General features: G+C 35.0%; 10 protein-coding genes. 4 read left to right on the forward strand and 6 right to left on the reverse strand.

Annotated elements, in window-relative coordinates:
- Positions 1-67 precede the first annotated feature (67 nt).
- From ACFO3N_RS15740 to ACFO3N_RS15760, 5 genes are all read right to left on the reverse strand, one after another.
- Positions 68-1699 (reverse strand): hypothetical protein, encoded by a 1632-nt coding sequence (locus ACFO3N_RS15740; RefSeq protein WP_379799198.1) that lies wholly within the window; start codon positions 1697-1699, stop codon positions 68-70.
- Between the two features lie 242 nt (positions 1700-1941).
- Positions 1942-3126 carry a mannonate dehydratase gene (gene uxuA, locus ACFO3N_RS15745; protein WP_379799200.1) on the reverse strand — a complete coding sequence of 395 codons (1185 nt, stop codon included), beginning with the start codon at positions 3124-3126 and terminating at the stop codon, positions 1942-1944.
- A gap of 118 nt (positions 3127-3244) precedes the next feature.
- Entirely contained in the window at positions 3245-4057 is an 813-nt protein-coding gene (locus tag ACFO3N_RS15750) for an SDR family oxidoreductase (protein ID WP_250836411.1), read from the reverse strand.
- A gap of 146 nt (positions 4058-4203) precedes the next feature.
- Positions 4204-4866, reverse strand: coding sequence for a bifunctional 4-hydroxy-2-oxoglutarate aldolase/2-dehydro-3-deoxy-phosphogluconate aldolase (locus ACFO3N_RS15755; RefSeq protein ID WP_379799203.1), 663 nt, complete (start codon positions 4864-4866; stop codon positions 4204-4206).
- Positions 4867-4869: 3 nt separating this feature from the next.
- Entirely contained in the window at positions 4870-5319 is a 450-nt protein-coding gene (locus ACFO3N_RS15760) for a NanQ anomerase/TabA/YiaL family protein (RefSeq protein ID WP_095930745.1), read from the reverse strand.
- 185 nt (positions 5320-5504) lie between these two features.
- Here ACFO3N_RS15760 and ACFO3N_RS15765 point away from each other — a divergent pair, with 185 nt between their 5' ends.
- The gene (locus tag ACFO3N_RS15765; protein WP_379799235.1) at positions 5505-6512 is read left to right on the forward strand and encodes a substrate-binding domain-containing protein; all 1008 of its coding nucleotides are present in this window, start codon (positions 5505-5507) and stop codon (positions 6510-6512) included.
- Between the two features lie 239 nt (positions 6513-6751).
- On the opposite strand, the gene ACFO3N_RS15770 is transcribed toward ACFO3N_RS15765, so the two are convergent.
- Positions 6752-7921, reverse strand: a complete 1170-nt coding sequence (locus tag ACFO3N_RS15770; RefSeq protein WP_379799205.1) for a DUF4861 family protein — start codon at positions 7919-7921, stop codon at positions 6752-6754.
- A gap of 213 nt (positions 7922-8134) precedes the next feature.
- Between ACFO3N_RS15770 and ACFO3N_RS15775 the strand changes: the two genes are divergently transcribed.
- The 3 genes from ACFO3N_RS15775 to ACFO3N_RS15785 all read left to right on the forward strand — a co-directional run bounded on the left by ACFO3N_RS15775 (position 8135) and on the right by ACFO3N_RS15785 (position 15958).
- Positions 8135-8779, forward strand: a complete 645-nt coding sequence (locus tag ACFO3N_RS15775; RefSeq protein ID WP_379799207.1) for an HAD family hydrolase — start codon at positions 8135-8137, stop codon at positions 8777-8779.
- A gap of 654 nt (positions 8780-9433) precedes the next feature.
- On the forward strand, positions 9434-12361 hold the full coding sequence (locus ACFO3N_RS15780) for a triple tyrosine motif-containing protein (protein ID WP_379799209.1): 2928 nt from the start codon (positions 9434-9436) through the stop codon (positions 12359-12361).
- 285 nt (positions 12362-12646) lie between these two features.
- The gene (locus ACFO3N_RS15785) at positions 12647-15958 is read left to right on the forward strand and encodes a family 16 glycosylhydrolase (protein ID WP_379799211.1); all 3312 of its coding nucleotides are present in this window, start codon (positions 12647-12649) and stop codon (positions 15956-15958) included.
- Positions 15959-15998: the final 40 nt, after the last annotated feature.

A 15998-nucleotide genomic window follows, 5' to 3' on the forward strand; every position in this document is an offset into this window, starting at 1 on the left:
TATGATTATTTATGCAAGTGAAACGCCTTTTTACGTTCCTAAAAGCTATGTTTCTATGTGTTTAAATTTATTTTTTCAAACGTTTATTTAATTGATAATCGTACAAAGAAGGAATCTTCTCAATTGGCATATTCAAAAATTCAATATACGGATCAATGTCATATTTGATTTCAAATTTTGCATTTCCCTGAACACCAATAATTCTTGCTAAAGCGCCGTCTTTCATTCCGTACAATAAAACTGGTTTCGATGCATCAGGATTTTCCACCTGAACATTCAGATTCCAAAACGTACTGAAAGGCCCGTGAGAAGGTTTCCAATAATCTGCACCTCCGCCTCCAAACAAAGCGTAACTATTATTTTTGTCTGTTTTTATGTGAACGGTAATATTATCAAATAAATTTTGATGATTGGCTCCAGAGTGCTGATCTAGAAGTGGATCAGTAAATATCTCGCAGTTTTGATAGACATTTTTAGTTGCAAAAGTGTTGAAACTTAAAGGATGGACGGCAGAATTATAGATTTTGAGATTCTTAACCAAAATATTGTGCACGCCGCCTAAAGTTACGGTGTAATGCGATAAATGCGGTCCATCGGTTGTGATGTCTTGAATGGTAACGTTTGCAACTTCTTCGGCAAGAATTCCGCTGTCGGCATTGGTGATTTTGACATCTTTAACCCAACTGTTGAAAAGACGAGTCAAGAAAATACCATTATTGCCAGGTTCAACATGATGTGCAACTCTTGGAATATCAGGAAACGTAAAACGAAGATGCTCGATTCCGACTTCGTTTAAATGTTTCCACTCAACCAATTGCGCCTGATAACTTGGTTTAATTGAAATGGTTAAAGGTGTTTTTAAAGTAATTTTTGAGCCAGAGATTTTAGTAATTTCAACCTGTTGTCTCACAATGGGAAGTTTTGGAAATTTCCAATGATGAGATCCCGGTTTTACTTTAGCTCCTTGATATAAATCTTTGATGATTTCGCCATTTTCACCATCTTTATTAAACAATTGCAACTCGACAACATCGCCAACTTTTAATCCTTTTATATCAGAAACCGTAATAATATGTTCGCCCATTTTCCCCGAACTGACTTTGGCCAACGGACTAGACTCTGGTTCGTATTTGTCTAAATAGGACTTTACACGTTCGCCCGGAACTTGAGTCCAGATGAAACCTCCAGACCAAGCGTATTGCGAGAAAGGCAAATCGATATTGTTTTCAGGTTCACGCTGTCTTTTATCAAAAGCGGTTAAATATTCGCGAAGTTCAGCCAAAACATCAGAATCTTTGAGATACATCATCGGTCTTGGGCAGTAGATTTCAGTTCCGTTTTCGTTAGAACCTGTACCGCGAAGTACAAAATTGCTTCTTTCGATATAGAGAATTTCACTTAAGATAATGCGTCCAGCTGGCAATTGTAAAATTACATTCCCTTCAACAGCACTAGCAGCTTTAAAGGCTTTTAAGAGTGCTTTTGAATCGTCTAAATGGTCATTGGCTTTTACACCAAAATCAACTGCATTGATAACTTTTCCATTAGCTTCAGGAATCTGGCTTTCGCCGAAATGATACCCCGCATAACTAAAATCTGGAAGATAATTGGTTTTTGAAGTAATAATTTTGGGTATTTCCTGTGCCAATAAAGTGTTTATAAAAAAGCCACAGGATATAAGAATGGCTTGGCGAATCATGGTTTTGTGGTTGTTTGTGGTTAGTTAGTTTTTTTTGTTTTGCCACGAAGACACTAAGGCACGAAGTTTGTTTTAGCCACAGATTAAAGGATTAAAAAGATTTTTTTTCACGCAGATTTGGCAGATTACAGCAGATTTTATTATGCATAAATTATCTGCGTTCATTTGTCTAAATCTTTTTAAATCTGCGTGAAACAAAAAAATAAAAAACTTTGCGTCTTAGCGCCTTCGTGGCAAACAAATTATAAAGATCGTTTGATCCCTAATTCCAATCCTCGCAATTCTGCCAGACCTCTTAAACGGCCAATTGCAGAATAACCTGGATTTGTTTTTTTCTTCAAATCATCCAGCATTTGATGTCCGTGATCTGGGCGCATTGGTAATTGGCTGTTATTTCTTTTTTCAACTTCCAGAATTGCTTTTACAACTTCGTACATATCAACGTCGCCTTCCAAGTGATTTGCTTCGTAGAAACTTCCTTCTTCGTCACGCTGTGTGCTTCTTAAGTGAATAAAATTCATTTTATCGCCATGACGTCTCACAATTCCAGGCAAATCATTATCAGCGCGAACACCGTAAGAACCTGTACACATTGTAAATCCGTTTGATGGAGAAGGAGCAGCATTCATTAATTCCATCAAATCTTCTTCAGTACTTACCACTCTTGGCAGACCTAAAATTGGGTAAGGTGGATCGTCTGGATGAATCGCCATCAATACACCTTTACTTTCAGCAATAGGAATAATTTCTTTTAGAAAATGAAAAAGATTATTCTTTAAAGCTTGTCTGTCAATATGATTATAAGCACTTAAGGTTATTAAGAAATCTTCAACTGTATACGCTTCTTCGGCACCCGGAAGCCCAGCCAGTATGTTCTGCTGTAACTTTACTTTATCTTCTGGAGTCATGGCTTCAAAATAGCTTTTTGCCTTTTGTTTTTGTTCTTCAGAATATTCGTTTTCTGCGCCTGGTCTTTTCAAAATAAACAATTCAAAAGCAGCAAAAGCATTAATGTCAAAACGTAAAGCTTTAGAACCGTCTTTTACTGTATACGATAAATCTGTTCTTGACCAATCTAAAACTGGCATGAAATTGTAACAAACACATTTAATACCGCATAAAGCCAGATTACGAATACTTTCTTTGTAATTCTCTATATACTGAAGATAATTTCCAGTCTGTTTTTTAATGTCTTCATGAACCGGAATACTTTCTACAACCGACCAAGTTAAGCCAGAAGCGCCTTTTTTAGGATCGCCGTTTTCGTGTTCGATTTCAACTTTTCGCTTAATAATTTCGTCAATGCTCCAAACTTCTCCATTAGGAATGTGGTGTAAAGCCGTTACAATTCCGGTTGCTCCGGTTTGTTTGATATCTTGTAAAGAAACAGGGTCATTTGGTCCGAACCATCTTAATGTTTGTTCCATTTTTTATGTTTTTTTATTTCCTGCAAGGTTTCCAAAACCTTGTAGGTATTTTAATTTATAATAATCTACAATTTAAACCTACAAGGTTCTAAAAACCTTGCAGGAGAGGGGTGAAATCTTAAATGCTTGTTGCAGCAAATCCGCCGTCAACTTTTAAGATAGTTCCTGTTACGAATTTTGACATATCGCTACATAAAAATAAAAGCGCACCGTCAATATCTTCTGGAGTTCCGAATCTTCCCATTGGCGTATGATCGATAATTTTTTCACCTCTTGGAGTCAGTTTTCCTTCTGGTGTCAGTAATAAAGCGCGGTTTTGTTCACCAATAAAGAACCCAGGAGAAATTGCGTTTACGCGAAGTCCTTCTCCATATTTTTGTGCTAATTCAACCGCCATCCATTGTGTAAAGTTGTCGATTGCTGCTTTTGAAGCAGAATATCCTACAACTCTCGTTAAAGGTCTTTGTGCCGAAGCTGATGAAATATTGATGATGTTTCCTGATTTCTGTTTCGCAAAAAGTTCGGCAAAAACCTGAGTTGGAAGCATAGTTCCGATAATATTTAAATCAATGACTTTTTGCAGATCATCGCTTTTCATATCGTAAACAGATTGATCAGGCTGAATCGTTGCACCTGGCATGTTTCCTCCTGCAGCATTAATTAGAATATCTAGACGGCCGTATTTTTCAACAATAAAATCTTTGGCTTTTTCTATTTCTTCCTTATTTAAAACATTCGCTTGAACTGCAAAACCTTGTCCGCCGTTTGCTTCGATTGCTTTTACTGTGTTTTCGGCTTTTTCCAATGATTGCGAAACGATTCCGACAATTACACCTTGTTGTGCCAAGGTATTTGCAAATCTGCTTCCTAGAACTCCAGCACCACCTGTTATTAAGGCAATTTTTCCTTTTAAATTAAATATTGAATCCATTTTAATTTTTAATTTTCAATACTTTAAATTCCAAATTCCAATTTGGAAATAAAGTACATTTTTGTATAATTAATTTTTACTTTTTTGATTTATTTAGCTCCATCAGTTCATATTGAGTTTGGAATTTGGGCTTTCAAATTTGGAATTTATTTTCTTATAGTTTCAATCAATTCCAAAACCCTTTTGGTCTCTTTTTCGATTGTCTCGTAAGCACCATATTCCATTACTTCTTTACTAATTAATTTGCTTCCCATTCCTACAGCAGACACACCAGCGTTAAACCAAGTTTCGATACTTTGTTTAGTAGTATCAACACCTCCGGTTGGCATAAAAATTAAGTTTGGAAAAACATCTTTGATGGCACTCATAAAATCTGGTCCTAAGATGTTTCCAGGGAAAAGTTTAATGAATTTTACTCCAGCATTTTCGGCGGCAATAATTTCAGTTGGTGTCATACATCCTGGAGCATACAAAACTTCTTTAGAAATTAAAAACGAAGCAATTTCAGGAACAAATCCTGGACTTATAAAAAAGTCGGCTCCTTCTAAATAATAGGTTTCAGCTTGCGCTAAATTTTTGATGGTTCCAATTCCTAAAAGCATTCCTGGCATTTCAGCGTTTCTTACTTCAATCATTTTTTTGAAATTAGAAAATGCTTCTGGACCACGGCTTGTATATTCTACTGCTCTAATTCCAGCGTTATAAAGTGTTCTTAAAATCGTGATGCTTTTGCTTTCTTCTGCATTAAAATACAATGGAAGCATTCCTTGTTTTACAATGACATCAATCGAATTCTGAATAGTGCTCATGACTTATATTTTTACTTTAATAACGATTTTTTTCAGTGTTCCTTCACCAATCATTGCGGTATGAACATCTTCTGGAAACAGAATAGCGAATTGTTTCTCCTGCATTTCAAAAAAAGTATCTGGTGCATCATGGAAAAATCTAACGTCTCTTTCATCGCTGTAGTCGCCATTTGGATTTACACATTTTTCTCTCGGTTTCCACGCAAAAGTTTCAGGTCCTTTAATAGAAATTTGAATATCGATGTTTTTATCGTGACATTCGAATCCTTTTACGGCTTCTTCTTTTGTATTTCCTTGTCCGACAATTACAATTAGTTTTAAACCTTCGCCAATTTCAAAAGCTCCTTCTTCTAGATTAGCAATGTCATTTTGATTTACATAATCAAAAGCTTTTTTGAAATTTGGATGCAGACCGTAGTATTTTGGTGCATTTTGTAATGAGTCTAGTATCATTTTTAATCGGTTATTATTTTTATTTTTTGATGTTATGTGTATATTTGCGTGTACGCACACGGTGTTTTACAAATGTATGCAAAAAGTGATGTAAAACAACTTATTTTTAATAAAATAAATTAATTTTACCCGACTGCTTTTATTTTTTTAACTTAAAAAGAATCAATATTATAACAATTAAAAAAATTGCCGAACTAGCTAATATTTCTGCCGGAACCGTCGACAGGATTATACACAAACGCGGACAAGTAGCACAGGAAACCGTAGATAAGGTGAATGCAATAATTGAAGAGTTTGGTTATACCCGAAATATTTTGGCAAGTAATCTGGCACTGAACAAAAAGTTTCATTTTGCAGTTTTCCTTCCAAAATCGGAAACTTTGGAATATTGGAAAAGTCAAACGGACGGAATAGAAAAAGCAGCTTTGGAATTCAGTAAATTCGGAATTGTATTGGATTATTTTTTCTATGATTATAATTTGGCATCGTTTAAAAAATCGGCTCAAAAAGTATTGGAATTTGATTGCGATGGTTTGTTGTTTGCACCAATTTTTTACGAAGATTCTGTTCAGTTTTTAAAGGAATATGAAAAAAAGAATATTCCGATTGTGATGATCGATTCGAATATTTCTGAAGAAAACGAACATGCTTATGTAGGGCAAGATGCTTTTCAGAGCGGTTATTTAGCTGGAAGATTAATTAGTTTTGCCGTAAAAAATGAGCGACAAGTTTTAATTTTTAAGATTACTAGAGAAATCGAAAGCACTTCTGTGTATCAGCAACGTATAAAAGGTTTCTATTCGTATTTTCAAGACCACGATGAATTGACCAATTTTAAATTTTCTGAATTTACCTTAAAAGATTCCGGAATCGATCAATTGAGTTTAGAAATGTTTTCTGGTGTAAACAGCGTTTTTGTACCCAATTCTCGAGCGTATATTGTTGCTGAATTTTTAGAAAAAAACAATATAAAAGGCGTTCGAATTATTGGTTTTGATTTGCTGAAAGAGAATGTCGAATATTTAAACAAAGGCGTAATTGATTTTTTAATCAATCAGAGACCGGAAGATCAAGGTTATATGGGGATTAATTATTTGTATAAGAAATTGGTTCTGCAAGAAGCGACGGATCGAACGCATTATATTCCGTTGGAGATTATTTTGAAAGAGAATTATTTTCCTGTTAAGCGATAGTTTTTTTGCCGCTACGGCACTAAGTTTTTTTAGTTTTACCTTTTAATCTCGCAAAGTCGCAGAGACGCAAAGTTTTTTGTTTCACGCAGATTTAAAAAGATTTAGGCAGATTTGTTTTAAATTAAAATCTAAATTAAATCTGCTATAATCAGCAAAATCTGCGTGAAATAAAATCATTTTAATCCTTTAATCTGTGGCCTAAAAACTTTCGTGTCCTAGCGCTTTAGAGGAAAAAATAATTATTTCTTCACCTTCACAATCAAAGGATTATTAATCTTGTCAGCAAAAGAGCTCAAATATTTTTCCCATTCTTGTTTAGTTTGAAACGGACTTCCTTTTTTCCATCCAAAGCCAACATAATAAATAGCTTTATTGTTCTTAACAGCAATATTTCCGTACAGATTACTTAGATCTTTTTCGTCTGTTACATGATTGTCAAAGCTTAATAAAGTGTTTTTTGGAGCGACTAAACCTATTCCAATTTCAGAATCGTCGATTGGCTCCCAATAACTTAGCCATCCTTCTTTTACATTTGTTCCAGTTGTTCCTTTTTTATCATGAAGTGTTAATCCGGCAGCAATTTGCTTGGTTCCCGTAATATTGATTTCAAAACGAGAAAGCTGGCTTCCGTAATCTAAACTGATTAATTTCGATTCCGTTATCTTGTTGCCTTTTGCATCCCAATCGGCATAAGTTAGGATGAAACTGGTTCTAATTGGGCCTGTTGTAATAGTTTTCCAGCTAATGAAGTTTTTAGAGAAATAATATTTTCCATCTACGTTTACAGCAATTCCACCCACACCGCGACTGTCACCTACGTGAAAATTATCCAAACCTTCACCAGTATCTTTATGATACGTTCCAGTTCCGTTTGTGGCTTTTTCGTACCATTTATTAATAATTGGATAATCGACTCTTTTGAGCCAAGCATCGATTCCGCTGGTTAGAGTTCCGCCCGGAATTTTATCCTCGACCATTTTTTGGGCTACAGGTCCGTAAGTTCTAAAAGCTACTTTGTTGTTTTCCCAAGCATAATCGTCTGTACGTTCTGGAACAAATCGAGAATAGCAGCTAATTACTTTTGAAGCATTAGGATTTGTTCCCACCAAAACTTCAAAATCCTGTTTAGAAGAAGCTTTAATTTTTGGCTGGAATAACAACAAATCGGCATTTCCATCGCCGTCATTATTTACAGTTTGGGTTTCTAAGTAGGCATTGCTTCCAATTTCTTTTACAGCATAATTTTCGAGTTTTGCATTATCTGGTAAACCAAGTGATTTTTTAGTCAATTCGACGGTTTCAAATTCTCGGTCAACTTTTAAATTATTGGTAATCGTAATGATTTTATTCTGAGAAAAAGCAGCAAAATTAGCTGTCAGAATGGTTATGATAAAAAGATGTTTTTTCAAAATTCTTCGTTTTTTAATATTTCAAAAATTAGGTTTGATAGGATTATAAAAGTACAAATCAAAACGGAATTGAAAATACAGAATAGGAGTAATTCTGTACAGAAGTTTGAAAATGAGCAGAAAAGCTTTAGGAAAGAACTAGATTATTTTTTGTAATTTACATTTCCTGATTTTACTTCAGGAGAATTTATAAATAAATGAAAATCAACAGAAATGGTTAAATGTATTATTTTCGATTGTGACGGAGTTTTGGTCGATACAGAGAAAATCGGTAACGGAATATTGCTGAAAATGGCACAAGAACATGGATTCGAAATGGAACTGGAAGATGCATACCGCTATTTTAATGGCCGAAATCTAAAAGATTGTTTCAGACATATTGAAGAAGCGATTGACCAGAAACTTCCAGAAACTTTTGAAACAGAATATCGCGAAAAGAGTTTTGAAGCCTTTAAAACACAGGTAAAACCGATGGAAGGAATTGTTGATTTTATCGAAAATATCGAAAAATTAAAAATTCCGTATTGTGTTGCCTCGAGCGGACCACTAGATAAAATTCGTCTGAATCTTGAAGTGGCTGGATTGCTGGATAAATTCGAAGATAGAATATTCAGTTCGTATCAAATTGGGAGTTGGAAACCCGAACCAGGAATATTTCTTCATGCTGCTGCAGTAATGGGTTTTGAGGTAAAAGAATGCATTGTTTTAGAAGACAGTAAAGCTGGTGTAAGAGCAGGAGTAAGCGGAGGATTTAAAGTTTATGGTTTTGCCAATGGTTTCAATAATGATGATTTAGAAGAAGAAGGAGCAGAGCTTTTTTATACTTACAAGGAGCTAAGCGAGAAACTAGGATTTTGAGTTTTTGTTTCAGGTTTGTTTTGTTTCAAGTTTCAAGTTTCAAGTTTGTTAGAGTGAGCTTCGACTTCGCTCAGCCAGACAGCGAGTTGTCAGTCTGAGCGAAGTCGAAGGCACGCAAAGAATATCATGATTTTTGTTTCAAGTTTCAAGTTTTAAATTAAACCCGACAGTTTTTTAAACCTGTCGGGTTTGTTTTATAAAAAAAATATTCCGTTAGGAATATCTGGTCGGTAGAAAAATAAAAACGCATTTGCATAGTGTCCTGTAGGGACACCTGTTTTGTGAAATGAATTTTATTTGTGTATTCAAACGTTTCTACGGAACGTGTACCTCCGAATCTAATTAAAAAAATCTACCAACCAGACATTCCTACGGAATGAATAACATCTTTTTGAACCTTGTCAAAGTTCAATTATCAAATTACCACATTTTCTAATTATCAAATTCTCTTATTAAAATGTAATTTGTTGCATTAAAATAAATTTTTATATATTTGAGTTTCGACATTCTCTTTTTTGATTTGGTAATATTAAATAATTGTTATTACTACATTTAAAAAGAAATGTTTTTTACCTAGAAAATGATTTTTCCCAAAGAGTCTTTTTTAGGCAGTGATTTCCCAAAGTCACTTATTAACCTACAGACGCAAACAGAATGATGAAATTTAAAACTAGAATTTTACTTCTATTCCTATTATTTTCTCCAATTATCCATTCCCAAATTAAAAAGATTGGTGTTCCTTTTATAGCAAATTATAGTCCGAAGACCTATAAAGCTGCATCAGAAAACTGGGATGTTTTGCAAGATTCCAAAGGCATGATGTTTTTTGCCAATCATTTTGGTATTATGCAATTCGACGGTGTGCGTTGGGCTATTGTGACACAGCCAGAAAACCGAAGCATGGTGCGGTCGATGACAATTGATAAAAGCGATAAAATGTATGTGGGTGCGCAAGGTGATTTCGGGTTTGTGATTCAGCTTCCAAATGGGCAATATCAATATACTTCTTTAGTAAAACTGCTTCCTAAATCGGCTCGAAATTTTGGAGATGTACTTCATACGGTCATTCGAAATAATGAAGTTATTTTTTTCTCTTACGAAAGGATTTTTATTTACAAAAACAATACAATCAAGGTAATTAATGCCAAAACCTCTTTTGATGATTTCTTCGAAGTGGGAAAAGAAATCTATGTTACAGACAATGGAAAAGGATTGTTAAAGCTGAAAGGAAATGAATTAATTCCAGTTGAAAATAGCCAGCAGTTTGTTGGATTGCAGGTTCGAAAGATTTTTCAAATCAAAAATGGACTTTTAGTATTAACTCAAAAAAATGGTCTTTTTACTTTCAATGAAAATCAAATAAAGCCTTTTGTAACTGAAGTTGATCCTTTATTAAAACAAAATCAGATTTCGGCGGGAATTGAACTTTCGGACGGTTATTTAGGAATCGGAACTCGTCAATCGGGGTTGATAGTTATTGATAGTGAAGGTCATTTGATTCAGCATATTGACAAACAAATGGGACTTCAAAACGAATATGTTACCAATTTTAAAATCGATAAGGAAGGCAATCTGTGGGTCACGCTCAAAGGCGGAATTTCATTAATTCAGATTTCTTCTCCTTTATCAAAAATTATTGACGGTACAAATTCTGAAACCAAAATTTACTGCAGTCAGATTTACCAGAATAAATTGTATATCGGCACAGACAATGGCGTATTTTGGCTCGATTGGGAAGCTTATAAAAGTGGAAAAAGAGAAAATGTAACGTTTCAGTATGTTTCTGGAATGTCTGAAAATGTTTGGAATGTGGGCGTTTTTGGCAATTCGTTATTGGCTTTTGAAAAAAACGGAATATTCGAAATCAAAGGAAATTCCGCAAAAGCGTTGGCCAAAATTGATGGCGCATGGCAAGGAATTTTAATTCCAAATCGTCCAGATTTACTGCTTGTTGGCGGTTATACCGGATTGTACCTTCTAAAACAAATAAACGGTTCGTGGGTTTTTCAGCATCGAATAAAAGGTTTTGAAGAAAGTAGCAGAATTATGGAAACCGATAAACAAGGAAACATTTGGATTGCACACGGCTACAAAGGAATTTATAAATTGAAATTGAATGCAGTATATGATTCCGTTGCTGATATTCAGTTTTATAATGATAAAAATGGATTTCCGTCGAGTTTATTTTTGAATACCTTTAAAATCGATAGTCAGATTTTGTTTGGAACCACAAAAGGCGTTTACAGACAAGATGTATCTTCAAAAAAAATGATTCCAGATCCTGTTTTCAAGAAATATCTGGGATTAGAAAATCATATCCGATTATTAAAACCAGATCAGCAGGATAATATATGGTACATTTCTGATGAAAATACTGGAAAAATGAGCAAACAGAAAAACGGAAGTTTCAAGACAGAAGAACTTCCCTTTCGAAAACTTCGATACCTATATGTTCCTGGATTTGAAAATATTCAAACGACAAAAAGCGGTGATGTATTTTTTGGAACGCAAGAAGGTTTGATTCATTACAGTGCCATTAAAAACAAAAAATATCAAACGAAATATAAAGCAGTTATTTCTGAAGTAAAATGTATTTTTCCAAAAGATAGTCTGTTGTTTTCTAGCCGTTATGATGTTCTTCCGAATAAAAGAGGATCAGTAAGTGATAAATTTTCGACTGTTTTATCACATTCTAATAACGCGCTTCATTTTTCTTTTGCATCGCTTTGTTTTGAAGATGCCGATGCAACAAAATATGAATATTGGTTGGAGGGTTTTGAGCCATCATGGTCAGATTATAGTCTTCAGACAGAAAAAGAATATACCAATTTGCCTGAAAATGAATATGTTTTTCATGTTAGGGCAAAAAATATTTATGATGTGGTTAGCGAAGAAGCGGTTTTTCGATTTGAAGTTTTACCGCCTTGGTATAGAACTTTTTGGGCTTACTTATTTTATTTTACGCTTTATAGTATTGTAATTTATTTAATTGTGAGATATCAGAAATCTGTTGCTGAGCGTCAGCGCCTTCAATTGATAGAGAATCAGGAAAAAGAATTGCTTCGAAGCCGTGCAGAACTTAACGAACAGAAACTGACATTCGAACAACAGAATATGGCTATTGTGCGAGAGAATCTTGAAACGACGATAAATCTCAAAAATGCTAAAGTGGCTTCCAATACAGTCAATTTGATTCATTTAAATGAAATTCTACTTTCTATTAAAGAATTGATCGGACAGATTGATAAGAAGAATGATCCGAATGTAAATTTCAGTCTTCTGACGAAAATCAATAAATTGATTGATCACGAATTGCAGGGAGACAAACATTGGAATGAATTTGAAGAAATCTTTAATCAATTGCATGATAATTTTATGCAGCGATTAAAATCGTGTTACCCAGAATTGACTCCGCGAGATATGCGATTGTGTGCGTATTTGCGAATGAACTTCAATACAAAAGAAATTGCTCCGCTTTTAGGAATTTCTGTTCGTGGTGTTGAAGATACCCGTTATCGCATTCGCAAAAAATTGCAGCTTCCATCAGATACAAACATCACCGAATTTATTCTCAATTTTTAATTTTCTCGTTTAAGTGAGATTTTAAGTGATTTTATGCATTTCATCGATGATTTGTTACATTTCTTCGATAGTACCGTAGTCAAACCGTACTCCAAAATGTAAGTCTTGCCTGATTTTTTAGTTAATATTGCTTTGTTATTGTCGGAAAATACAAACTATTTTTTTTTAATGGTTTTTATTGATGAAATAACATTTACTAACTAAAACCTATTTAAAATGAAGCAAAAAGACTTTTTTTTCGGCCGACCACCGAAAAGCAATTCCAATTTATTAAAACAATTTTGCGTGGCAGTTTTATTTCTACTGCTGCCATTTCTTAAAACCCAAGCCCAATGTAATACATTGGTCTGGTCTGATGAATTTAATGGCACTACGGTAGATTTGACCAAATGGCAAAGCATCTCCGGAAATGGATGTCCGTCGCTCTGCGGATTTGGAAATGCCGAAGCACAACGCTATGATCCGAATCAGGCGACAATTGTAAAAGAAGGCGCAAACAGCTATTTGAACATTCAGGCAAAGTATGAGCCGAGTGCTTCATTTCCAGATCAGCCGTATGCTTCTTCAAAATTAACTACAGAAGGAAAGTATTCTCTAAAATATGGAAGGGTTGAAGCACGTATGAAGTTATCTAACGGACAAGGCGCGTGGCCCGCTTTTTGGATGCTTCCTGTAAACGGAAACTGGCCGTTTACTGGTGAAATTGATATTATGGAAGCCAAACACAGAAATCCAAAATCTGTAGACGGAACAATTCATTATGACGGAAACGGCTATCATTTTACTGGAAGAAGTTACAGTTCTCCAACAGATTTATCTTCAGATTTTCATGTGTATGCTGTCGAATGGGGACCAAATTATATAAAATGGTTTGTTGATGATGTTTTATTTCACACCGCAACTCCAAATACAACAGTTAATGGCGGATGGCCTTTTAACGATAGTCAGTTCTATATCATTTTAAACCTTGCTGTTGGTAGTGCAGGAACGCCTTACACCAGTGTAAATGGAGCAGGAGTACCGCCAGTTCCAGCTGATTTTCCAGCAAAATTACAAGTCGATTATGTTCGTGTTTACGATGGGAGTTTTAAATATGCGGTAACTGGCGATAACAAAGTTTACCAAAATGAAACTAGTAAAACCTATTCTGTAAATGCAATTGCGGGGGCGACCTATAACTGGACTGTTCCAGCAGGAGCAACAATTGCATCAGGGCAGGGAACAAATTCGATTACTGTAAATTGGGGAACTTCTGGAGGAGATGTTTCTGTAGCTGCAACAGTTTCTGGCTGTAATGTAAATACTTACAAACTTGCCGTTACAACCGAACCAGCATTGCCGGTTGAAAAAATACATGAAGATTTCCAGAGTAATCGAAATGTAGTATATCCTGTAAAAACGGGAGTTTTGACAGAAGCTGTAGCAAATCCTTCTGCCACAGGAATTAATACATCGGCTTTGGTTGGTAAATACGTTCGAAATTCAAGCGAATTGTACGATGTTTTGAATATCAGAAATGTAACCATTACCAATGCCAACGATTATGTTTACGGAAGAAAAAGACTTTCGTTTGATATTTATACTTCGGCTCCAGTTGGAACAAAGATTTCGATGCAATTGGAAAATAGCAATGTAACAACAGCAACCAATTATCCGTCGGGAAGGCATAGCGGTTTTAAAGCGACTACAACGGTTCAGAACAAATGGGAAACAATAGAATTTGAATTCGAAAAAGTAATCGATCCTAATACGAGTGCTTTGGCTATCAATAACGTAGTGATTCTTTTTGAATCGAATTCAAATTCGGGAGCAACTTATTATTTTGATAATTTACTGACAAAAGCAGCACCCGAAAAACCAATTATTGCAACAGATGTTCTGCAAAACTATGATGGAGCAAATAAAATTATAAAAGGAACTACGACAGGAACGTATTCTGTTGTGGCAAATCCGGGTTCTAATTCTGTTAACTCATCTGCAAATGTGGCGAAGTATGTTCGAAATGCATCAGAACAATACGATGTGCTTTTCTTTAATACGCAAACTTCAATCGAAGATGCTGGTTTATTTAAAAATCAGACCAATAAAATTATGATCGATGTCTATACAACGGCACCAATTGGTACGGTTGTAAGCATGAATTTTGAAAATAGCGCGACTTCGCTTCCAGCAAATTATCCGACAGGAAGAAATAGTAGTTACGTAGCCATTACAACCAAACAAAATCAATGGGAAACATTAACTTTCTACTATAATTCCAGTCCGGATGCTGGAACTTCGAATCTGGCAGTAAATCAAATGGTTTTACTGTTTAATTCGGGTTCTTATACAAGCGATACGTATTATTTTGATAATATTAGAATTGGATCGACTAAACTTCCAGATACTTTTACGCCTGGTGTTGTATATGAAGATTATCAAACAATTCATAACATTACGTTTAGAGATGCTATTGGAACGTATACGGCAAATACAGCAAATCCAAATGCAAGCGGAATCAATACTTCTTCGAATGTTGGAAAATATGTTCGTAAGTCAACAGAATTATATGATAATTTCTCCTTCAATACGACTTTAAATAACATTGGAGATTTTAAAGCGGGAACAAAAAAATTCGCGATGGATGTTTATACTTCTGCGCCAGTTGGATCAATCATTTCTTGGCAGGCAGAAAGCAGTGCTTCAGTTCCGTCCAATTATCCTGTTGGTAGACATAGTATTTATCAGGGAGTTGTAAAACAATCAAATGCTTGGCATACCATAACTTTTACTTATGTAAGTACGCCAGATGCTTCGACACCAGATAATGATGTAAACCGTTTTGTTTTCTTGTTTGAGCCGGGAACCAATTCTGGAAATACGTATTATTTTGATAATTTGAGAGCTTTAAATTTAGTGTCTACAGAAACTCCAAATGTAAATTTAGCTTTGGCTAAAACGGCAACGGCTTCGACATTAGAAAATGCAACTTTTACTGCAAACCAAGCAACAGACGGAGATGCAGGTACAAGATGGGCAAGTTCTTTTGCCAATGCAACCGAGTGGATTTATGTTGATTTAGGAAGTAATTACACACTTAACAGAGTAGTTTTAAAATGGGAAGCAGCTTATGCAACGCAATATAAAGTACAGCTTTCAACTGACAATGTTTTTACAGAAAATGAAACGATCAGTACGCAAACGGCAAGCGATGGCGGAACGGATGATTTAGCGGTAAGCGGAACAGGAAGATATCTTCGCATTTTATGTACAGCAAAAGCTTTGGCTCCTTACGGATATTCATTGTATGAAATTGAAGCTTACGGATCTTCGTCAACAGCTAGAATGGCTTTGAATGTTGCCGAAGAGCCTCAGGAAGAAGAAACTGTTTTTGCAGTCTATCCAAATCCGACAACAAACTATGTTCAAGTTTCATCTCCTGAAAACTTAGACAATAAAGTGATCACGATCTATGATAACTCTGGAACTTTGATTTTACAGAATAAACCTCAAGGGAATGAAAGTGTAATTGACGTGAGTAAACTTCGCAGAGGAATCTACATTCTGAACTTCAAATCAAATCAAAAGAGTTGGAGTAAGAAGTTAATTAAGAAATAATTTTTAAATCCGTTGGGTGCAATTCAAGGAGGGCAGACCA

This window comes from Flavobacterium chungangensis, assembly GCF_042654045.1.
Classification (GTDB): domain Bacteria; phylum Bacteroidota; class Bacteroidia; order Flavobacteriales; family Flavobacteriaceae; genus Flavobacterium; species Flavobacterium chungangensis.

What these genes read in the sequence shown, in the direction of transcription:
- ACFO3N_RS15755 (WP_379799203.1), bottom strand. Translation starts at nt 4,866, where the DNA reads ATGAGCACTATTCAGAATTCGATTGATGTCATTGTAAAACAAGGAATG.
- ACFO3N_RS15750 (WP_250836411.1), bottom strand. Translation starts at nt 4,057, where the DNA reads ATGGATTCAATATTTAATTTAAAAGGAAAAATTGCCTTAATAACAGGT.
- ACFO3N_RS15780 (WP_379799209.1), top strand. Translation starts at nt 9,434, where the DNA reads ATGATGAAATTTAAAACTAGAATTTTACTTCTATTCCTATTATTTTCT.
- ACFO3N_RS15740 (WP_379799198.1), bottom strand. Translation starts at nt 1,699, where the DNA reads ATGATTCGCCAAGCCATTCTTATATCCTGTGGCTTTTTTATAAACACT.
- uxuA (WP_379799200.1), bottom strand. Translation starts at nt 3,126, where the DNA reads ATGGAACAAACATTAAGATGGTTCGGACCAAATGACCCTGTTTCTTTA.
- ACFO3N_RS15775 (WP_379799207.1), top strand. Translation starts at nt 8,135, where the DNA reads ATGGTTAAATGTATTATTTTCGATTGTGACGGAGTTTTGGTCGATACA.
- ACFO3N_RS15760 (WP_095930745.1), bottom strand. Translation starts at nt 5,319, where the DNA reads ATGATACTAGACTCATTACAAAATGCACCAAAATACTACGGTCTGCAT.